The sequence below is a fragment of the Bifidobacterium sp. B4142 genome (genome assembly GCF_026537325.1).
Taxonomy (GTDB): domain Bacteria; phylum Actinomycetota; class Actinomycetes; order Actinomycetales; family Bifidobacteriaceae; genus Bombiscardovia.
The window spans coordinates 239,916-259,487 of the sequence record NZ_JAFNMJ010000002.1; the positions used below are offsets into that span (position 1 = coordinate 239,916).

A 19,572-nucleotide genomic window follows, 5' to 3' on the forward strand; every position below is an offset into this window, starting at 1 on the left:
CGTACCAGTCTCACCGAATCGAATCTTATTGTTCAAATCGGTAAACGTATATTGTACCTCGGCGATCCACTGCCCATAGCCGTTCTTCAATCCAGAATTAACGGTCCCACGCCTTTTTCCTTGCGTGTACTTGTATGACATCTGGGCGTTCGCGGGCATGTTCTTCGCCGCTTCGTCCCACAGCTGCGCGGCCCGGGCGCCCACGGCGTTCTTATCAGCACCGTCCAAGGACCCATTGGCTTTCCAATAATTCCAGAAATCTGTAGAATTATTGATATTCAAATTGAGATGATCATGAATGGCCCAGGCAACTGCTGCCTGGTGAAATCACTCATGTCGCTCTTATTCCGATCAACAAGATTTGCTGCAATCCGCTGATCTGGCGAAGTCGCATCCTGCCATTCTCCAAAACCGGCAAGGGGTTCCCCGAACTGAATGCAATAAACGGGGTTGCCCCCATCCATGGCGGCTATGCCTACGGCAGCGCCTCGCGAGTTTATAAAGTGCGGTCCCATGGAGATAGGGGACACGTAATACCTGTGCACCAGCCCCGGTCCAGAATCCGCATGGGCAGTAACCGCTCCTGTGAGGAGCGTTGCCGCTGCTACTACAATCGCACTGAGCAATCGCAGTATCTTGCGCAACCCTTTCATTTCTTTCCTTTCAGTTAGTTCATAACAGTTTCTTCATCAGCAAGGAACAGGATCATGACCAAGGACTCCGCAATAGTGAAGTCCCGAACCTCCGCCATTAGATCCCTGACCTGGTGCGGGAGCAGGAGCCGGTGCGGGAGCAGGAGCCGGTGCAGGTCTGCTGGCTCCACCACCCGTGTAACCGCCACCTGTGCCACCTGTGTGACCGCCGGTGTTCTGGTATCCGCCGCCGTTGCCGTTCGCGCGGCCGCCGCTCTTGTAGCCGGTTCCGGCGCCTCCCGTGGCGGGGGCTGCGGGTGCGGCTGCCTGCGCGGCTGCTGCCGCGTCGGCGGCCTGCTTCTGGCTGATGGAGTCGTTGACGGCCTTGACGGCGTCATCCAGGCTCCTTTTCACATCCGCATAGGTCTTCGGATCCGTCACATCCTTCCTGCCGCTGGCCTGCCTGGCGGCGTCGATGGCCTTGGCCAGGGCGTCCCTGGCGGCGTTGTCCGCCACCTTTCCGTCCGAGCCGCCCAGCAGGGAGGCAGCCGAGCCGATGGCATCCTCCAGCCCCTTCTTCCCGTCGGCCAGGCTCTTGGCCTTGACGGAGGCCCGTACCTTGGCGGCAGCGGCCCTGTACCGGCCGACGAGCCCCTTGTTGATGCTGGCGGCCTTGGCCAGCCCGTCCCTGTTCCGGTCCAGCCGTCCGGTGTCCTGGCTGGCCGTGCAGACGGCGGCGGTATGGCCGGCCGGCTCCCGCACGGCCTGCTCCAGCGTCTTGCGGACGGCGGGGTCGGCCACCTTCTGCTCGGGCGTGGCCTGGAGCATCTTCCTGGCCTCCTCCTGCTCATGCCGCTGCTTGGCGGCGCTGGCCGTGTACGCCTGGTAGGCGCGGCCGCAGCCTTCAAGCGCATCGGCATGGCGCTGCCTGAACACCCAGACCCCCGCGACCACAGCTACGACGATCACAATGACGGCCACGATGGCTGCGACCATGATGGCGCGCCGCCCGAGCCCCCCGCCATTCTTCGGCCCGGCACCGGCCTTGCCGGCCGGATCCTGCGCGGATCCCCCTTCAGCGAGCTCTCCCACAGAGGGCTGCTCCTCAGCAGCATGCTCCTCGCCGGGCTCCTCCTCGATGGGCTGCGCCTGGGCCTGGCCGGATTCACCCGGTTCCCTCCCGACTGGTTCGATCCTTGTGGTCTTTGCCGGACCATGCTCGTCCATGATAAGCTCCCCCTCCTCACATGACACTTTGCCACCAGCTCCATTCTCCAACATTTGTCGGATTGCCGGGGAGGCCGGACCGCCACGGGCGGTTTTCGACATTTTGGGGTGCATCCCCTTGCCGGGGTGTATGCATCATGACGGTGACGGGCTTGTCGCCACCGGGTCCTGCGCCAGCGGGGGAGCAGGATCGAAAGAATGGAACAAATGACGAGCAGAATGCACGTGACGATGATCGGGGTGATGCTGCTTTCGACTTGGGCCAGTATCCCGGTGATGCCGTTTTCTGCTCGCGGATGTCCGGCGGCGGCGACGTGGACGTGTAGTTCCTGGTCACGAGGCCATCGGCGCTGGTGGTGGTGATTGATGCGTCGGCACCGTTCTTATGGGTGTGCACGCTCATGCCGGATCGTTCGTCGTATTGCGGGACGATGGTCCATTGGTCGGTCCTGGGCACCTCGACCGTGTATTGGCGGGTGTCCGGGTTGAAGTGCTGTATATCGTGGCCATTCACCTTGATGCCGGTCAGACGGCCACCTGGGTGGCTGGGGGGAGGGGTGATGTAGATGATCGTGATTACATGCTGGACGAAGTTTCTGAGATCCCCCGGGGCAACGATGTTGACGGTGTACCGGTAGGTCATGCCCTTGGTCTTCGACGTGGTGACGACGGCCACCTGTCCTGTTTTGGCCTGGTAGGAGAATACGCCGCCATTCGGGATGGTGTATTGTCCTTGTCCACTGTCACGTACTTGCCATCGGCATCGACATATCCGTGCGCTTGCAGGTCGGCGTCGTGTTCGTACTCCGTCTGCGTGCCTCCCTGACGGATCGGCTGTTTCGGCGTGGATGTCCCTACTGCAGGGTTCGGTTCTCAGCTGTCTACTACCGGTATCGTGATAGGTTCGGGAGCTGTCATCGGTGTAGGTGCAATCGGCGTGGATCTCGGGTTGATTTCCATAATCGACATCGTAATCTGCATTCCTGAGTTCGCTGCCGGTGTCTGACTGTTCTCCCAAGCTTATACAACGGTATTACCCTCGCTATCAGGTAAGCGACGGCTCTGAGTATGCCATCAAGGACGACGCCCTGGCACAGGTTTCCAGCATGCTCAAATCACTATCTTCGGTTTTGCTGGCCCCAATATTGCTGATCATCGGCACCATCGACAAGGCGTTCTTCTCCCAGAGCTCCGTCGATTATGTGATTACGCGATTTTTTGGGAATACTGTGATCGTCTTGCTGCTGTCGGCCCTGTACGCGCTGATCTTCTTGGGGCTCGGTTCGGGCATGACCGCCAAGAGAACATTGAGTCAGAGCAAGACCAGCTTAAAAGATATGGTCAATGTTCTGCTGATCATTGGCGAAGGCGGTGGCCTTAAGGAAATGATGCAGAGCACTGGTCTGAGCGCTCAAATAGCGACAACCACATCCAAGTGGGCCATTCCCACCGTTCTGTCGGCTTGGCTGATCGCTACGCTCTTCCGAGCCGCTCTTTGGTCTGGCACGGTCGCTGTGGCGGCTGCAGCGGGCATTGCGGCTCCGATGGTCGCACAAACTGGTGATTTGCAAAAGGCGCTGGCTGTTCTAGCCATCGCCGTAGGCGCGATGATCTTTCTCATGCAAATGATGGTGCCTTCTGGCCCTTCCAGGAGCATCTGGACATGACAGTTCTTCAGGAGTTGAAAACATGGAGCTTTCTGGTGACTGTCCAATCGGTGGTAGGTCCGATTGCTCTGCTGCTGGTGGATGCCGTCCTAGGCATTGTGGTATAGGCCGCTAGCCCGCTACGTCGATATTCGAGATTCAAGGAAAGGTGAAAGATAATGAGACTGGCGTTTGGAGCCGATCCTAATGCTGCAGGGTTGAAGAATGTGCTCATGGAGGAGGCAAGACGTCTAGGTCACGAGGTGATCGATTTCCCTACTGATGATCCGATCTACGCCAACGTGGCCATCGCCCTTGCGCAGTCCGTGGTTAGGGGCGAAGCGGATCGAGGCGTCCTGCTGTGCGGGACGGGTCTAGGCGTTTCGATCTCGGCCAATAAGGTGCCGGGAGCCTATTGCGCTTGCGTATCGGACATATACCAAGCCGAGCGTGCCCGCCGCAGCAATGATGCGAACATCATCGCCATGGGTGCTCAGGTTCTGGGGCCCGAAACAGCCAAATCCCTGTTAAGGGCCTATCTGGACAGTGAGTTCGATCCTGATTCCAGAAGTGGCCCGAAGGTGGCGCGCATCCGCGAATTTGAGCTTCATCAGCAATGATGAATCCGTGGGCAGCAGATAGTCAATTTTAATAGCGCAGAGTGGGGAAGATGAACAAGCCGATTGTAGCTATAAGCCTGAAAATGTATTTTACAAGAAAACAGACACTGGCATATTGTCGACGATTAGCCGATCTTCTCAATGCCGCAGCCCTTCCACTGGACAAGGTGACCATGGCGGTTTTGCCGGATTACCTTACGGTGGAGCAGGCTGGGCAGGCCCTGCTGTCCACGGATGTTCATCTTGGTATTCAGGATGTATGCGATCAAGATCGTGGCCCGTTTACTGGAGAGGTCTCGCCCCGGGATGCTTTTGATCTGGGTGTGACCGTGGCCGAAGTGGGTCATGAGGAACGCCGTCGCCTGTATGGGGAAGATGATGAACTCATCGGGCGGAAGGTTCTTGCATGCTGGCGCAATGGATTGACACCCCTGCTGTGTGTGGGTGAGCTGAGCAACCACGGTCCTGAGGCAGCCGCTGATTATTGCTTAAAGCAGATCGAAATGGGGCTGGGTGAGAAGCCTGACCTTCCAGCCTGGATTGCATATGAACCCGTCTGGGCCGTCGGAGCTTCCCGCCCCGCTCCAGTTGAATACGTCCAAGAGGTATGTTCGATTATCAAAAACAAGCTTGGCCCCCAATGCCACAATTTGTCGCTCATATATGGAGGGGCCGCTGCTCCGGGATTGTTGACTGAGCTATGGCCAACTGTCGATGGGGTCTTTCTAGGTCGTTTCGCGCATGATCCCGCTGCTTTCCTGGAAGTCGTGAAAGAGGCCTGGCGCCTGATCAGCCAGGACTCGGAGGTCCAGAACGGTCAGAGTTGACCGCTTATCGGCATTGTGCTAATATATCCAACGGCTTGAGCAATCAAGAAAGCGGGTGACCCACCTGGAAGTCTCTTATGACTTCGGGTTCGAGGAGTGGCGATATTCTGTTGTATTCTACAGAATCGCTCATGAACGCGGAAGCGCGTCGTTTACAGCGATGGTCTTTTCGTCTGGACTCATGTGGATCGGCTGCAGGCAGTGGATGTTGTGGTATTTGAGAAGGAGTCATCATTAGCGACGAACCAAGGATTAACGACGATATACGAGTGTCTCAGGTACGCCTGATCGGGCCCAACGGCGAACAGGTGGGAATCATTGCGACCTCCGTCGCCCTCAACCTGGCCAAGGAGGCCAACCTTGACCTGGTCGAGGTTGCGCCCAAGGCCAAGCCTCCGGTCGCCAAGCTCATTGATTACGGCAAGTTCAAATACAACGAGAAGATCAAGGCTCGTGAGGCGCGCCGCAATCAGAGCATGTCGGAGATCAAAGAGATCCGCTTCAGATTGAAGATCGACGACCACGACTTCGAGGTCAAGGAGGGGCACGTGCGCCGCTTCCTGTCCGCCGGAGACAAGGTCAAGGTCACTATCATGTTGCGTGGGCGCGAGCAGTCCCGGCCCATCGGCGGCGTGGAGCTCCTGCGTAAGCTGGCTGACGACGTCGCGGATCTGGGCTCCATCGAGTTTGCCCCCAAGCAGGAGGGGCGCAACATCATCATGACCCTGTCGCCCAAGGGCAAGAAGGTCCACACCCAGTCCGAGCAGCGTCGGCGGGGCGGTCAGGCCCGTGCCGAGCGCAAGGCCCGTCAGGCGGCCCATCTGGCTGCCAAGGCCGACAACAATACTTCTCCCAAGCAGATGAAATCCAAGGAGGGCAGCAATGCCGAAGATGAAAAGTAACTCCGCCGCATCCAAGCGCGTCCGGGCCACGGGTTCGGGCAAGCTCATGCACGCCGGGACCGGTATGCGCCACAATCTGGAGCACAAGTCGGCCAAGAAGCGTCGTCACCTGTCCACTGACGAGGTGCTCGCTCCGACCCAGTCCAAGAACATGAAGAGGATGCTGGCCCGCTGAGCGGGTGCTGTCGCGTCGAGTGAGATTTTAGAAAGCTGAGGAATATCTATGGCACGAGTCAAGCGGGCAGTCAACGCGCATAAGAAGCGTCGGGTCGTCCTGGAGCGGGCGTCAGGCTACCGTGGCCAGCGCTCCCGTCTCTACCGCAAGGCCAAGGAGCAGCTGCTTCATTCATATACATACAACTTCCGGGACCGCAAGGCCCGCAAGGGCGACTTCCGCAAGCTGTGGATCCAGCGCATCAACGCCGGATGCCGCGCCCAGGGAATCACCTACAACCGCTTCATCCAAGGGCTGCGCTTGGCCGGCATCGAGCTGGACCGTCGCGCCCTGGCCGACCTGGTTGTCAACGACATCGACACCTTCAACGCCATCGTGGCTGAGGCCAAGAAGGCCCTGCCTGCCGATGTGAACGCTCCGGTCGCTGCCTGATCAGCGGACCCGAACACCGCATTTCAAGAACCTCGCCTTTCGCGGGGTTCTTTGCATATTTGACCATTCCTCAGCGGGACGGTAAGTTGATTGACGACAATGATGCCGGGAGCAGCCATGAACGATGATCACAGCGCAAACGTGTCGGCTGTATCGGCAGCATCGGCCGGTCAGTCCAGTCCATCACCGAGTAGCGGCAGATCCAAGCCGGCCAGGATCAATCAGTCGCGCCCCATCCTTCAGTCGCGGATCTTTCTCTATGTGACTGAGTTCTTCTCGGGGATGGCCGTCATGGCCGCTGAGCTGGGAGCATCCCGCCTGCTGGCTCCTTACTTCTCGTCCTCCCAGATCGTATGGACCATCATCATCGGGACCATCATGATCGCTCTAGCCTTGGGCGCCGTCGTCGGCGGCCGTTGGGCCGACCGGAACCCTGACCCGGACAGGCTCTACCTGTGCATTATGGCCGCTGCGGTCTGGATTGCCCTGATCCCACTGGTCGGCAAGTATCTGATCATCCTGATCTCGGGGCTGCTGATCGTGGCCGTATCCACCAACTTCCTGGTCCTGGCAGCTTTCATCTCCTGCCTGATCATCTTTGTTCCGCCCCTCTTCCTCCTGGGCACCATCACCCCCGGACTGGTCAAGAGCGCCACCGACTCCCTGGACGACAACGCTTCGGTGGTCGGCCGGCTCAGCGCCTGCAACACGGTAGGTTCCATCCTGGGCACCTTCCTGCCCACCTTTGTGACCATCCCGGCAGTGGGGACCTTCGTCACCTTTCTGATCTTCTCGGGGATACTGCTTCTGGTGGCCTTGGTCTACTTTCTTTCATCCCAAGCGCATCGCCAGGCCTGCCTGATCGCCACGGTGGCCTTTGTGGTCTCGGCCGCCCTGTCTCCGATGACGGGGTTCGCCTTCTGGGAGAAGGGCCTGACCTACGAGGGCGAGTCCATCTACAACTACCTGCAGGTCAAAACCCTGGCGGACAGAACCATCCTTTCCACGAACGTCCTCTTCGGCGTTCAGTCGGTGACCATGAAGCATCCCGGGATGACCGGCATGTACTACGACACGGCCCTGGCGGCACCGCTCATGGCTGATCAGGCCCGCTCGGCTCTGATCCTGGGCATGGGGACCGGGACCTACGCCCGGCAGCTGAGGCGGTACTATCCTCGGATGGCCATCCAGGGGGTGGAGATTGACCGGACCATCAGTGACCTGGCCACCAAGTATTTTGATCAGCCCGCCGATATTCCGGTTTCCACCTACGACGGGCGAGCCTGGCTGGCAGCCAGTGGCCAGCGCTTCGACCTGATCGTGGTTGATGCCTATCAGGACATCACCATCCCCTTCCAGATGAGCTCCACCGAGTTCTTCACCCTGGTCAGGAATCACCTGAATCCGGGCGGGGTCATGGTGGTCAACATGAACATGATCGACGACGGTCAGGGGTCCATCAATGCGGCCCTGACCAATACCATCACCAGGGTCTTCGGATCCGATGCCATCCTGACGGCCGACGTGCCCCAGACCACCAACCGCGAGCTCTTTGCGCGCCGCCCCGCTTCCGAGGATTGCTCGGGATCAGAAGGGGATAACCAGGGCAAGAAGGCGGCCATGAGAGACTATCCGCATTCCGACCTGCTGGCGGAGGCTGCCTTCAGGGTCAGCCCTGATCCGGACCTATCCGCGATGATGGAGCAGGTCAGCACCCGTCTGAGCACGGTTGGGAATGCAGAGGGAAGAGTATTGACCGATGACAATGCGCCGGTGGAACTGCTGGGCATGCATGCCATCGACAGGATCATCAGCAGGGAGGCCGGACCCTACCGACGGATTCTTCAGCAAGAGGGGATTCAAGGGCTGGTCCGGGAGCTCTCTTGAGCGGTCGCGGCAATACCGAGCGCGTCGGAAGCATGGAAACAGGGGGAGTGGAGCGTTAGAATGTGGCCTACAGACCAGCACTGATGAAGAGAACCGGAGGTTAAGCGGTAGTGGACGGTGATCATCAGGAGGGGCTGACCGCCCTGCTGGATCAGTTCCTGGCCTATACCGGGCTGGAGCGGGGTCTAGCCCCTGCCACGGTCAAGGCCTACAAGTCCGATCTGACCATGTACATCAATTGGCTATCCGCTCGAGGCATCACCAACCTGGAACAGATCAAGACCGCCGATGTGGAGGGTTTCCTGGCCCATCTGGCCGATGAAAGTCCAGCCAGCCGCTCCCGAAGGATGGCCGCCGTCCATGAGTGGCACCGGTTCGCCCTCAAGCAGGGGGTGACCGACCAGGATGTCTCCCGTACCGTCAAGGCTCCCAAGGGCACCTCGGTCCTGCCCGATGTGTTGGACGTGGACCAGGTGGCCCGGCTGCTGGATGTGGCTGCCATGGGCGGGTCCAAGGATCCGGTGGTCCTGCGGGACAAGGCCCTGCTGGAGTTTATGTACGCCACCGGCTGCCGGGTCTCGGAGGCCGTCGGCACCGACTTGGAGGACATGGACCTTAACGAGCGGGTGGTCCGTCTGACCGGCAAGGGCGACAAGCAACGTCTGGTGCCCATGGGCTTCTACGCCTGCCAGGCCATGCAGGCCTACCTGAATCTGGGACGGTCCAGCCTGTGCGATCGGGCCACCAAGGGCAGGGAGCTGCGTGCCGTCTTCCTCAACAAGCGGGGCAAGCGGCTGACCAGGCAGACCGTCTGGCAGGTGGTCAGGGATGCCGGACGCCGGGCGGGCCTGAACAGACCACTGCACCCCCACACCCTGCGGCACTCCTTCGCCACTCATCTGCTGGAGGGAGGCGCCGATGTGCGTTCGGTTCAGGAGCTGCTGGGCCACGCCTCGGTGACCACAACCCAGATTTACACACACGTCAGCCCCCAGGCCCTGATGGAGACCTACCAGACGGCCCATCCTCGCGCTCGCTGACCCGCCAACCCGCGAATGCGGTCGGAAACTTGATAGGGTAGAAGCATGCCTACGGATTTGTTAGGGCGCGAGTATGAGACGTTCGCTGCCCCGGAGCCTTTGAAACAGCACGGCCCGGCCCGTGTTCTCGCCATGTGCAACCAAAAGGGCGGCGTGGGCAAGACCACCTCATCCATCAATATCGCCGGGTCCCTGTGCCAGTACGGGCGACGGGTGCTGATCGTGGACTTCGACCCCCAGGGCGCGGCCACCGTGGGTCTGGGCATCAATGCCAACAGCGTGGATAACACCATTTACACCGCCATGTTCGACACCTCTCTGGATGTCCATGAGGTGGTCCGGCACACCCGTTTCGACGGCCTGGACATCATCCCGGCCAACATCGATCTGTCGGCCGCCGAGATTCAGCTGGTCACCGAGGTCGGCAGGGAACAGGCCCTGGCGGCCACCATCCGGCCCCTGCGGCAGGAGTATGACGCCATCATCATCGACTGCCAGCCCTCGCTCGGCCTGCTGACCGTCAACGCGCTGACTGCTGCGGATGGGGTCATCATTCCCGTGGCGGCCGAGTTCTTCGCTCTGCGCGGCGTGGCCCTGCTCATGCAATCCATAGAGAAGGTCCGCAGCCGCATCAACCCTGATCTGCAGATCTACGGGGTGCTGGTCACCATGTACACCAAGACCCTGCATTCGGACGAGGTGCTTCAGCGCATCTACGAGGCCTTCAAGGGCAAGGTCCTGCACCCCATCATCAGCCGGTCCATCAAGCTGCCCGATGCCACGGTGGCCGGCGAGCCCATCACCATGTTCGCCCCCGAGCACAAGACGGCCAAGGAGTATCGGGAGGTAGCCCGGGAGCTGATCGCCCGCGGCATCGTGGCGTGAGCGGATCAGCGGACGGTTTCGCCGTCGACCTGGATGTCTACCAGGGACCCTTCGACCTGCTGCTGGGCATGCTGGCCAACCGCAAGCTCTCACTGACGGAGGTCTCCCTGGCCTCCATCACCGGGGAGTTTCTGGACTATGTGCGCACCCTGGACTTCAGTCAGGGATTGGACCAGGCCAGTGCCTTCCTGGATGTGGCCTCGGTGCTGGTCGAGGCCAAGAGCGCTGCCCTCCTGCCTGTGGAGGACGAGTCCATGCGCGACCAGGCCTCCATGGATGCCCTTCGGGAGCGTGATCTGCTCTTCGCCAGGCTCCTGCAGTACCGGGCCTTCAAGCAGGCGGGGCAAGACTTTCGAGCCAGGCTGGCCGCCAACTCGGGCCGCTACCCGCATCCCGGCCATCTGGAGCCCGAACTCGCCCATCTGCTGCCTGATCTGGTCTGGACCCTGAAGCCGGAGGATCTGGCCCTGCTCTGCGCCAACGTCCTGGTTAATGCTCCGGCCTCCCAGGTTCGTCTGGACCAGCTGCACGTGCCCCTGGTCGACCTGAACAAGGAAGCCAAGCAGGTTCGCCAAGCCCTGCTGGTACAGCCCGGGCAGCCGGTGGCCTTCGCCGATCTGGTCGCCTCCTCCATGGGCCGCGCGCAGGTGGTGGCCCGATTCCTGGCCGTGCTTATTTTCTTTAGGCAGGAGCTGATCCAGTACCGTCAGGATGGCCCTTACCAGCCGCTCTACCTGCGCTGGGTTGGGCCTACCCATGAGCCGGAAACGGTCTTGATCAGTGAGGGGGACTTCGCATGAGCCAAACCTCGGCTCCCGACACCCGTCCCGAATATGTGGACTTCGACGTACAGGACTTTCCGGGCGGACTTACCGCCTGCCTGGAGGCCATTTTGGTGGCCACGGACCGGCCGCTGACTGCAGAGGACTTCTCCCGGGTGCTGGCTGTGGATCCGGACCTGGTCAATGCCGCCCTGGAATCGTTGGCCGAGTCCTATAACGACCGAGGATTCGAACTGCGCCGGACCGCCCGGGGCTGGCAGCTGACCAGCCGGGCCGCCTACCAGCCCGTGGTGGAGGCCTTCGTCAAGGACGGCCAGACGGCACGCCTCTCCCAGGCGGCCCTGGAGGCCCTGGCCATCGTGGCCTACCGCCAGCCCATGACCCGTGCCCAGGTGGGCCAGATCCGCGGGGTCAACTCCGACGGGGTCATCAGGGCCCTGCTGGTGCGCGGCCTGGTTCGCGAGGAGGGCCTGGACGAGCAGAACCATGCCGCCCTGCTGGTCACCACCGACCTCTTCCTTGAGCGGATGGGCTTGCAATCCTTAGAGGATCTGCCCTCCTTGGCCCCCTTCCTGCCCGACGAGGACTCGGCTCTGGCCCAGGCTCGCCAGGAGCTGTCCGGCCAGCTTCAGTCTCCGGATCCGGCCCAGGGTTCGCCCCGGGGCGAGGAGGAGTGAACGCCTGTCACACAAGGCGGTTACACTTGTCTCTGTTTGTCCGATTCCGGGACCAAGCCAGCCGGCAGACAGGCCGGTAGGGGCATGGATAGCATTCACGAGAATGAGGTTTTGATGGCGGTACGCGGCGATATACGAAATGTGGCGATTGTGGCACACGTTGACCACGGCAAGACCACCCTGGTCAACGCCATGCTGCAGCAGTCGCACGTCTTCTCCGAGCGGGAGGAGGTGCCCGACCGGGTCATGGATTCCAACGACCTGGAGAAGGAGAAGGGCATCACCATCCTGGCCAAGAACACCGCCGTCAAGTACACAGGTCCGCTGGCCGCCAAGCTGGGCGAGCCTGACGGCATCACCATCAACGTGGTGGACACCCCCGGCCATGCTGATTTCGGCGGCGAGGTGGAGCGTGGCATCTCCATGGTCGACGGCGTGGTTCTGCTGGTGGACGCCTCCGAGGGGCCCCTGCCTCAGACCCGCTTCGTCCTGCGCAAGGCCCTGGAGGCCAAGCTGCCCGTCATCCTGGTCATCAACAAGACCGACCGTCCCGATGCCCGCATCTCCGAGGTGGTCTCCGAGTCCACCGATCTGCTTCTGGGCCTGGCCCAGGATGTGAGCGAGGAGGGAGTGGATCTGGATCTGGATTCCCTCCTGGACCTGCCGGTCATCTACTGCGCAGCCAAGGCAGGTAAGGCCTCCGTCAACCAGCCCGCCGACGGCGCCGTGCCCGACAACGACGATCTGGAGCCCCTCTTCGAGGCCATCCTGACCAACATCCCCGCCCCGGAGTACGAGGAGGGTGCCCCTCTGCAGGCCCATGTGACCAACATCGACGCCTCCGACTACCTGGGCCGTCTGGGTCTGGTGCGCATCTACAACGGCACCCTGAACAAGGGTCGCCAGTACGGCCTGTCACGCGTGGACGGGTCCATCGAGAACTTCAAGCTGACCGAGATTCTGCGCACCAAGGGCCTGCAGCGCTCGCCGGTGGACGAGGCCGGCCCCGGTGACATCGTGGCTGTGGCCGGCGTGGAGGACATCATGATCGGCGAGACCATCGTCGACCAGGACGACCCCCGCCCCCTGCCTCTGATCCACGTTGACGATCCGGCCGTCTCCATGACCTTCGGCACCAACGACTCGCCCTTGGCCGGCACCGAGGGCAAGGATCACAAGCTGACCGCCCGTATGCTCAAGGACCGTCTGGACCGCGAGCTGATCGGCAACGTCTCCATCAAGGTGTTGCCCACCGACCGGCCCGATGCCTGGGAGGTCCAGGGTCGTGGCGAGCTGGCCCTGGCCATCCTGGCCGAGCAGATGCGCCGCGAGGGCTACGAGCTGACCGTAGGCCGCCCCCAGGTGGTCACCAAGACCGTGGACGGCAAGCTTCAGGAGCCTATGGAATCCGACACCATCGACGTGCCCGAGGAGTACATGGGCGCAGTCACCCAGCTCATGGCCGATCGCAAGGGCCGCATGGAGACCATGACCAACCACGGCTCCGGCTGGGTCAGGATGCAGTTCACCGTGCCCTCCCGTGGCCTCCTGGGCTTCCGCACAGCCCTGTTGACCGCCACCCGCGGCACCGGCATCTCCTCGTCGATCTCCGCCGGCTACGCCCCTTGGGCGGGCGACATCAAGACCCGGCAGAACGGATCCATGGTCTCCGACCGCTCGGGCAAGGCCAGCCCCTATGCCATGCAGAAGCTCCAGGCCCGTGGCGAGTTCTTTGTCAAGCCCCAGTCGCCCGTCTACGAGGGGCAGATCGTGGGCATCAACAACAAGCCCGGCGACCTGGACATCAACATCACCCTGGAGAAGCACATGACCAACATGCGTTCCTCCACCGCCGATGTGCTGGAGACCCTGACCCCGCCCATCGACATGAGCCTGGAGGAGTCCTTGGACTTCGCCAACGATGACGAGTGCGTGGAGGTGACTCCCGAGTCCATCCGCGTGCGCAAGATCATCCTGGACAGAGATGCCTGGTACAAGTGGAACGCCCGCCAGCGCAGGGCCAACAAGAAGTAAACCCGCTCTCACAATCAGAACAGTCCGACCCGGCCGCCCCACGGTGACCGGGTCGGACTAGTCTTGAACCCATGAAGTCTCAGGTTTCCAAATCCAAGGACCAGGCCCCCTCCCATTCGACCGGGGAGTCAGGCATGGCGAGCCCCTTCCGTTGCCTGTTGGGCCTGCCCATCGGCCTGGCGGTGGGCGTGCTGGGAACCCTGGTCCAGCGCTCCGGGGCCGCTCAGGGTCTGCCCTGGGGGATGGTCCTGGCCTATCTGCTGGTGGCCCTGGCCGCCTGGTGGGTCCGTTGCGACAGCGGCACCATGGGTCTGGCACTGCATTTGGTGGCCTCGACGGTCATGGTTTGGCTGCTCTCCATGCGCGGACCGGGCGGCGATGTGCTCATGCCCTACGCCAACTTTCCTACATTCTTTGCCAAGTATGCGGTCTTCCTCTGGATGGGCGGGCTGGTCCTGATTCAGACCCTGGCCATCTGCCTGCCGGCCTCCTGGTTTGCCGACGGCCCCCTGCGCCGTCAGGGGCGACCAGTATGAGTCAGGATTCGTCAGGAAAGCCGGCGACTGTGCCCGACCGGGTCTCCCTGTACTTCCTGGGTCCCGAGGGAACCTTCACCCATCAGGCCGCCCTTGAGGCCGCCAACCTCATGGAGACAAGGCTGGGTTGCCAGGCTGACTTGCGCCCCTGCCCGGATGCGGCTGGCATCGTGGCCGCCGTGGAGGAGGGCCGAGGCTGGGGAGTGCTGGCCTGGGAGAACAACGTGGAGGGCCATGTGGTGCCCAACATGGACGCCCTGATCGACGCTCAAGCGGTAGCGGGCTTCGGCATGGTCCGTCTGCCCATCGTCTTTGACGCCTTCGTCCGGGCCGACCATGGCCCCCTGGACCAGGTCGCTGCACATCCCCACGGCCTGGCCCAGTGCAAGGGCTTCATCAAAGAGACCGGCCTCAATCCCGTGACAGCCAACTCCAACGCCGCTGCCTGCCGTGATCTGGGCCCCAACCAGGTGGCTCTGGGGCCGCGCATCTGCGGAAGCCTCTATGGACTGGAGACCTATCGGCGCGAGGTGCAGGACTATCAGGGGGCCCGCACCGACTTCCTGCTGCTGGCTCCCCGGGATCAGGCCGCCCGGCTGGCACGGCGTCTGGCGCCGGGCGGGGATTTCGAGTCCATCGTCACCTTCATTCCCCTGAACACCGGGCCGGGCGTGCTGGCCAACCTGCTGGACCGCCTGCGCGATGCGGGCCTGAACATGACCTCATTCATGTCCCGGCCCATCAAGGGGCACGACGGGACCTACAGCTTCGTAGCCAGCATTGACGCCGCACCGTGGCAGAAGGGTCTGCATCAGGTGCTGGCCGACCTGCTGGACAAGGGGGACTGGCTCAAGACACTGGCGGTCCATCCGCGCACCCCGCATCCAGCGCCCCCCATCCGCGAATGGATGCTGCCCAGGGCGGGGGCCTTCCGGGGTGAGGACCCCGATTCCGAGACGATCAGCAAGGAGTTGTTATGGTAGATGAATCCGCGCCCTTCTCACACATGGACCTGTCCGGTCCCGAGCACATGCATCCCATGGCAGGCATGGCCGCCTCGCCGGTGCTGACCTCGGCCCACAAGATCGCCGTGGCAGGGCTGGGCCTGATCGGCGGATCGCTAGCCCGCCGTCTGGCTGCCCGGGGCCGGTTCGTGATCGCCTGGAACCATAATGACCGTCCCTATGAGCAGGCCCGCAGCCAGGGGATCCATTGCGTGGACACCCTGGAAGAGCTGGCCAAGGGCAAAGCAGACGTGCTGGTGCTGGCCACCCCCTTGCGGGCCATGCCCGAGGTGCTCAAGGCCCTGGCTCCGGTGCTGACCCGGGGCACCACCCTGACCGACGTGGGCAGTGTCAAGGGTCCGGTCCGCCAGCAGGTCGAACAGGCCGGTCTGGCCGATCGTTATGTAGGCGCCCATCCCATGGCCGGCAGCGAGGGCTCCGGTTACGAGGACTCGGACCCGGCCCTCCTGGAAGATGCCCTCTGGGCCCTCTGCGTCGATGAGCATACGGACTACAGCCGCTTTTTGACTGTGGCTGACATGGTCACCCAGGGGCTGGGCAACCGGCTGATTGTCCTGGACGATGCCACCCATGACCGGGCCGCGGCACTGATCTCGCACATGCCCCATGCGGTGGCCACCGCCCTGGCCAACATGCTGGCCACATCGCCTGACCGCCGTGTGGCCTCGGCCCTGGCGGCCGGATCCTGGCGTGACATGACCCGGGTGGCCCTGACCGATCCTGAGCGGACCCGGGCCATGGTGGAGGAGAACTCCGACCAGGTGGCCGACCTTCTGGATGACTTGGCCGAGAATCTGCAGGGCATGGCCTCCCTCTTGCGGAACCAGGAGCCGGCGGCCGATAAAAAGCGCCAGGACTTCTTCCTCCAGGCGGACCCCTTCCGGCGTTACAAGGCCGCCCTGGGCGACCAGGAGCAGATGTCCACCACCGACCTTGAGCTGGATCCGCAGGAGGGCAACTGGCGTCAGGAGCTGCTGGATTCGGCCCTGCGCGGCGAGCAGGTCTCGGCCTTCCTGACCACCAGCCGGGCCCGGGTGCTGCACCCTCCGGTCATCGACTGAGATCAGGTGGGTCCGGGCGGGGCGAACGGCGTTCCGGGACCGGCTTCAGTGCCACCATGTCTGCCGCTTGCAGGGTCACACGTTCCCCGGGACGCGACCCATTGGCCGCCGGGTCCCTGTCCAGGATCAGCCGCCGTCCGTCCCAGTCGACCGCATGGCCCACGTAGTCGCGGAACTTGGGCCTTCCGTCTTCCGGGTCCGGTCCCAGGGCAATCCTGACCACCAGCCGCGCTCCGGCCGGTATGGTTGCTGGCAAACGCATGGCCATCCACCTCCGGGGTCAGTATCGCCTGCGGCTGCGACGAGGGTTAAAGCGCCTAGACTGTATTGCACATGCTGCACAGCCAAGCGAAGGGAGCGCCCGTAGTGGATCAGGATCTGCAGGACTTCACCGACTATCTTTCCCGGGTGGCAGGCAAGAGTCCCAATACCGTCCGCTCCTACCGGGCCGACCTGGCAGGCTTTCTGCACCTGATGCATCTGCATGGCATCGATGATCCCGCGCAGATCGACCTGGCCACCATCAGGTCCTGGCTGGCCCACGAATCCGCCACCCACGCCCGCTCGACCATGGCCCGGAAGACAGCCGCTCTCAGGTCCTTCTTCGGCTGGCTGAGCCGGCATGGCCGCATCAAGACCGACCCAACCCTGGCCCTGAGCAGCCCTAAGCAGTCCGAGCACCTGCCACGAATCCTGACGCACGACCAGGCCCGCACCCTGATGGATACAGTTGACGAGGATCCGGTCGAGCACCGGGAGGACCAGGAGGTTCAAGCGGCCCTGCAGGTGCGGGACGCGGCCATGCTGGAGCTGCTCTACGCCACGGGCATGCGTGTGGCCGAGCTCTGCGGACTGGACCTGGATGATGTGAACCGGCACAGCCGAACCGTAAAGGTCCTGGGCAAGGGATCCAAGGAGCGGGTCCTGCCCTATGGCCTGCCCGCCGATCGTGCTCTGGACCGTTGGCTGGGGGAGGGGCGGCCGGTCCTGGCGGGCGCAACGGCCAAATCGGCCCGCAAGGCCGGTCAGGCCCTCTTCCTGGGTCAACTGGGCGGCAGGGTTGGTCAGCGTCAGGTCCGCAAGGTGGTCCACCAGGCGGCCGGTCAGGCCGGGGTGCCCGACATAGCCCCCCATGCCCTGCGGCACTCGGCCGCCACGCATATGCTGGATGGGGGAGCCGACCTGCGCGAGGTTCAGGAGATGCTGGGCCACTCCTCCCTGCGGACCACCCAGCGCTACACCCACGTTTCCATCGAGCAGCTGCGGGCCCGGTACAGGCAGGCTTTTCCAAGGGCCTGAAATCCGGCAAATGAGACAGGACTTGTCTTGGGAAACATCCTGGTATCAGAATATGGCGTATTGTAACTTGAACATCGGTCAAAGACTTTCGGGATACAGGCGAGACGTTGATAACCAGCTAAAGGGGAGCGGCAGGAATGAAGAAAAGTTCACAGCTCACGGTGGTGTCAGCGGTCATCTGTGCCTTGGCGCTTCTGGCCAGTGGCTGCGGTAGTGGCGGCAGCAGTACCGATACCGAGGGTGCCGAGCAGTCGTCCGGCGACCAGGCCAGCAAAAACGCCGTGGTGTCGGTCCATGGGTGCGAGCCGGCCAACCCGCTCATTCCCAGCAGCGCCGCGGAAAGCTGCGGCGGGCAGGTCGTGGACGCCATCAACTCCAAACTGATCCGCTTCGATGACCAGGGCAAGGCCCACAACGATCTGGCCTCGGAAATCAAGGGCAACGACGACATGTCCCAGTACAAGGTCACCCTGGCCGACGGGCGCAAGTTCTCGGATGGCACCCCTATCACCGCCAAGTCCTTCACCAGGGCCTGGTCCTGGAGCGCCAATGTGTCCAACGGCCAGCTGAACGCCAGCTTTTTCTCCAATATCAAGGGCTTTGATGACCTGCAGAAGCAGGGCGTGCCTACGGATGCCCAGTTCTCCGGATTGAAGGTCATCGATGACAAGACCTTCACCGTGGACCTCATTTCGCCCTCGTCCACCTTCCCCATTCAGGTGGGCTATACCTCTTTTGCGCCCCTGCCTGAATCCTTCTACAAGAATCCCAAGGCCTACGGGGAGAACCCGGTCAGCTCGGGTCCCTACAAGTTCGAATCCTGGCAGCACAACGTCATGATCAAGCTTCGCAGGAACGACGGCTACGACGGGGAGGTCAAGGTCCGCAACGGCGGCATCGACTATAAGGTCTACACGGACCTGGGTTCCGCCTATTCCGATGTACAGGCGGGCAACCTGGATGTGATCGACAGGATTCCCACCTCCGCCGTCAAGACTTTCATGACCGACAGCATGGTTCAGAGTTATAACAAGCCCGGCTCCACCCTGCAGATGTTCACCATTCCTACCACGATGGAGCATTTCGGCCAGGATCAGGAGGGCCACCTGCGCCGCCTGGCCATCTCCATGGCGATTGACCGGAAGATGCTGATCGACAAGGTCCTGGGCGGTCTGGGCGTGCAGCCCACCGACTTCACCGCGCCGACCATTCCAGGCTATACCAAGGATCTCAAGGGTTCGGACAACCTCAGGTACAACGCCAAGAAGGCCAAGGAGTACTGGGCCAAGGCCGATGCCATCAGCAAGTGGCCGGCAGACAAGAGCTTCCAACTGCTTTACAGTTCGGATGGCGGAGCCAAGGACTTCTACGACGGCATGGCTAACTCCATCAAGAACACGCTTGGCATCAAGGCCGAGGCCTCTCCCGTGCCCACCTTCAGCGAGTTCCGCGGCAACATCAAAAAGCGCCTCTATAACAATGTGGCCTTCAGGTCTTCATGGTCGCCCGACTATCCATCGCCAGAGAGCTATCTGATGAGCAACTTCGCCAGCTCGGCGGCCGATGGCAACGGATCCAACGATGGCGACTACAAGAACTCCAAGTTCGACGCCCTGCTGAAGCAGGCTGCCAAGGCCAAGGATACCGATGAAGCCAACAGGCTCTTCCAGCAGGCTGAGGAGATCCTTCTACAGGACATGCCGGCGGTTCCGCTCTATTATGGAAACAACATTGGCGCCTCCGCCAAGAAGGTCCATGGGATGCGTCTGGGCTGGGATGGCTATCCGATCTTCCCGGAGCTGTCCAAGGACCAGTAATGATCGTGCCGGAAACGGCATGAACCGCCGTCGATGACTGGCGGTTCGGGAAACCAACCAAAGGAAAG

Annotated in this window: 19 protein-coding genes and 1 pseudogene; 17 read left to right on the forward strand and 3 right to left on the reverse strand. The window is 62.1% G+C overall.

The features are described from left to right. Positions 1-689: 689 nt before the first annotated feature. Together J3U06_RS05480 and J3U06_RS05485 are read right to left on the reverse strand one after the other, a co-directional pair. Positions 690-1,859, reverse strand: a complete 1,170-nt coding sequence (locus tag J3U06_RS05480; protein ID WP_267444561.1) for a hypothetical protein — start codon at positions 1,857-1,859, stop codon at positions 690-692. A gap of 16 nt (positions 1,860-1,875) precedes the next feature. Next, positions 1,876-2,535 carry a hypothetical protein gene (locus J3U06_RS05485; RefSeq protein WP_267431121.1) on the reverse strand — a complete coding sequence of 220 codons (660 nt, stop codon included), beginning with the start codon at positions 2,533-2,535 and terminating at the stop codon, positions 1,876-1,878. Between the two features lie 322 nt (positions 2,536-2,857). Between J3U06_RS05485 and J3U06_RS05490 the strand changes: the two are divergent. From J3U06_RS05490 to J3U06_RS05560, 15 genes and pseudogenes are all read left to right on the forward strand, one after another. Next, positions 2,858-3,633 (forward strand): annotated as a pseudogene (locus J3U06_RS05490) (hypothetical protein). A gap of 51 nt (positions 3,634-3,684) precedes the next feature. Beyond that, entirely contained in the window at positions 3,685-4,125 is a 441-nt protein-coding gene (locus tag J3U06_RS05495) for an RpiB/LacA/LacB family sugar-phosphate isomerase (protein ID WP_045924139.1), read from the forward strand. Between the two features lie 50 nt (positions 4,126-4,175). Beyond that, positions 4,176-4,952: a triose-phosphate isomerase family protein gene (locus J3U06_RS05500; RefSeq protein WP_267400191.1), complete on the forward strand. Its 777-nt coding sequence runs from the start codon at positions 4,176-4,178 to the stop codon at positions 4,950-4,952. A gap of 230 nt (positions 4,953-5,182) precedes the next feature. After that, positions 5,183-5,854, forward strand: a complete 672-nt coding sequence (gene infC / locus J3U06_RS05505; RefSeq protein ID WP_029676114.1) for a translation initiation factor IF-3 — start codon at positions 5,183-5,185, stop codon at positions 5,852-5,854. Continuing rightward, entirely contained in the window at positions 5,835-6,029 is a 195-nt protein-coding gene (gene rpmI / locus J3U06_RS05510; RefSeq protein WP_024627165.1) for a 50S ribosomal protein L35, read from the forward strand. The genes infC and rpmI overlap by 20 nt, the downstream gene beginning before the upstream one ends. 48 nt (positions 6,030-6,077) lie before the next feature. Beyond that, positions 6,078-6,461 carry a 50S ribosomal protein L20 gene (gene rplT / locus J3U06_RS05515; protein WP_015021618.1) on the forward strand — a complete coding sequence of 128 codons (384 nt, stop codon included), beginning with the start codon at positions 6,078-6,080 and terminating at the stop codon, positions 6,459-6,461. A 117-nt stretch (positions 6,462-6,578) separates the two neighbouring features. Then, positions 6,579-8,348, forward strand: a complete 1,770-nt coding sequence (locus tag J3U06_RS05520; protein ID WP_267431122.1) for a spermidine synthase — start codon at positions 6,579-6,581, stop codon at positions 8,346-8,348. 110 nt (positions 8,349-8,458) lie between these two features. Next, the gene (xerD, locus tag J3U06_RS05525; RefSeq protein WP_267431123.1) at positions 8,459-9,388 is read left to right on the forward strand and encodes a site-specific tyrosine recombinase XerD; all 930 of its coding nucleotides are present in this window, start codon (positions 8,459-8,461) and stop codon (positions 9,386-9,388) included. 45 nt (positions 9,389-9,433) lie between these two features. Next, the gene (locus J3U06_RS05530; RefSeq protein WP_267444562.1) at positions 9,434-10,273 is read left to right on the forward strand and encodes a ParA family protein; all 840 of its coding nucleotides are present in this window, start codon (positions 9,434-9,436) and stop codon (positions 10,271-10,273) included. Further along, positions 10,270-11,073, forward strand: a complete 804-nt coding sequence (locus J3U06_RS05535) for a segregation and condensation protein A (RefSeq protein WP_267444563.1) — start codon at positions 10,270-10,272, stop codon at positions 11,071-11,073. The genes J3U06_RS05530 and J3U06_RS05535 overlap by 4 nt, the downstream gene beginning before the upstream one ends. Next, positions 11,070-11,732, forward strand: coding sequence for an SMC-Scp complex subunit ScpB (gene scpB, locus J3U06_RS05540; RefSeq protein WP_267431125.1), 663 nt, complete (start codon positions 11,070-11,072; stop codon positions 11,730-11,732). Before J3U06_RS05535 ends, scpB begins: the two co-directional genes overlap by 4 nt. 114 nt (positions 11,733-11,846) lie before the next feature. Next, positions 11,847-13,766 carry a translational GTPase TypA gene (gene typA / locus J3U06_RS05545; protein ID WP_267431220.1) on the forward strand — a complete coding sequence of 640 codons (1,920 nt, stop codon included), beginning with the start codon at positions 11,847-11,849 and terminating at the stop codon, positions 13,764-13,766. 71 nt (positions 13,767-13,837) lie between these two features. Further along, positions 13,838-14,302, forward strand: a complete 465-nt coding sequence (locus tag J3U06_RS05550) for an alcohol dehydrogenase (RefSeq protein ID WP_267444564.1) — start codon at positions 13,838-13,840, stop codon at positions 14,300-14,302. Continuing rightward, positions 14,299-15,285 (forward strand): prephenate dehydratase domain-containing protein, encoded by a 987-nt coding sequence (locus J3U06_RS05555; protein WP_267431128.1) that lies wholly within the window; start codon positions 14,299-14,301, stop codon positions 15,283-15,285. The genes J3U06_RS05550 and J3U06_RS05555 overlap by 4 nt, the downstream gene beginning before the upstream one ends. 65 nt (positions 15,286-15,350) lie before the next feature. After that, positions 15,351-16,388, forward strand: coding sequence for a prephenate dehydrogenase (locus J3U06_RS05560; protein ID WP_267431221.1), 1,038 nt, complete (start codon positions 15,351-15,353; stop codon positions 16,386-16,388). On the opposite strand, the gene J3U06_RS05565 is transcribed toward J3U06_RS05560, so the two are convergent. Continuing rightward, complete coding sequence (locus J3U06_RS05565; RefSeq protein ID WP_267400180.1) at positions 16,378-16,650, reverse strand: DUF6725 family protein; 273 nt, start codon at positions 16,648-16,650, stop codon at positions 16,378-16,380. The genes J3U06_RS05560 and J3U06_RS05565 overlap by 11 nt on opposite strands. Before the next feature lie 71 nt (positions 16,651-16,721). Between J3U06_RS05565 and J3U06_RS05570 the strand changes: the two genes are divergently transcribed. Together J3U06_RS05570 and J3U06_RS05575 are read left to right on the forward strand one after the other, a co-directional pair. Next, positions 16,722-17,687, forward strand: coding sequence for a tyrosine recombinase XerC (locus J3U06_RS05570; protein WP_267431129.1), 966 nt, complete (start codon positions 16,722-16,724; stop codon positions 17,685-17,687). 137 nt (positions 17,688-17,824) lie between these two features. After that, on the forward strand, positions 17,825-19,504 hold the full coding sequence (locus tag J3U06_RS05575) for a peptide ABC transporter substrate-binding protein (protein WP_267444566.1): 1,680 nt from the start codon (positions 17,825-17,827) through the stop codon (positions 19,502-19,504). The last annotated feature ends 68 nt before the right edge of the window (positions 19,505-19,572 follow it).

Bases quoted from the DNA above. Each gene is read 5' to 3' on its own strand.
- J3U06_RS05480 (WP_267444561.1), bottom strand. From the start codon at position 1,859: ATGGACGAGCATGGTCCGGCAAAGACCACAAGGATCGAACCAGTCGGG.
- J3U06_RS05495 (WP_045924139.1), top strand. From the start codon at position 3,685: ATGAGACTGGCGTTTGGAGCCGATCCTAATGCTGCAGGGTTGAAGAAT.
- J3U06_RS05500 (WP_267400191.1), top strand. From the start codon at position 4,176: ATGAACAAGCCGATTGTAGCTATAAGCCTGAAAATGTATTTTACAAGA.
- rpmI (WP_024627165.1), top strand. From the start codon at position 5,835: ATGCCGAAGATGAAAAGTAACTCCGCCGCATCCAAGCGCGTCCGGGCC.
- rplT (WP_015021618.1), top strand. From the start codon at position 6,078: ATGGCACGAGTCAAGCGGGCAGTCAACGCGCATAAGAAGCGTCGGGTC.
- J3U06_RS05520 (WP_267431122.1), top strand. From the start codon at position 6,579: ATGAACGATGATCACAGCGCAAACGTGTCGGCTGTATCGGCAGCATCG.
- J3U06_RS05530 (WP_267444562.1), top strand. From the start codon at position 9,434: ATGCCTACGGATTTGTTAGGGCGCGAGTATGAGACGTTCGCTGCCCCG.
- scpB (WP_267431125.1), top strand. From the start codon at position 11,070: ATGAGCCAAACCTCGGCTCCCGACACCCGTCCCGAATATGTGGACTTC.
- typA (WP_267431220.1), top strand. From the start codon at position 11,847: ATGGCGGTACGCGGCGATATACGAAATGTGGCGATTGTGGCACACGTT.
- J3U06_RS05550 (WP_267444564.1), top strand. From the start codon at position 13,838: ATGAAGTCTCAGGTTTCCAAATCCAAGGACCAGGCCCCCTCCCATTCG.
- J3U06_RS05555 (WP_267431128.1), top strand. From the start codon at position 14,299: ATGAGTCAGGATTCGTCAGGAAAGCCGGCGACTGTGCCCGACCGGGTC.
- J3U06_RS05560 (WP_267431221.1), top strand. From the start codon at position 15,351: ATGGCCGCCTCGCCGGTGCTGACCTCGGCCCACAAGATCGCCGTGGCA.
- J3U06_RS05565 (WP_267400180.1), bottom strand. From the start codon at position 16,650: ATGCGTTTGCCAGCAACCATACCGGCCGGAGCGCGGCTGGTGGTCAGG.
- J3U06_RS05570 (WP_267431129.1), top strand. From the start codon at position 16,722: ATGCTGCACAGCCAAGCGAAGGGAGCGCCCGTAGTGGATCAGGATCTG.
- J3U06_RS05575 (WP_267444566.1), top strand. From the start codon at position 17,825: ATGAAGAAAAGTTCACAGCTCACGGTGGTGTCAGCGGTCATCTGTGCC.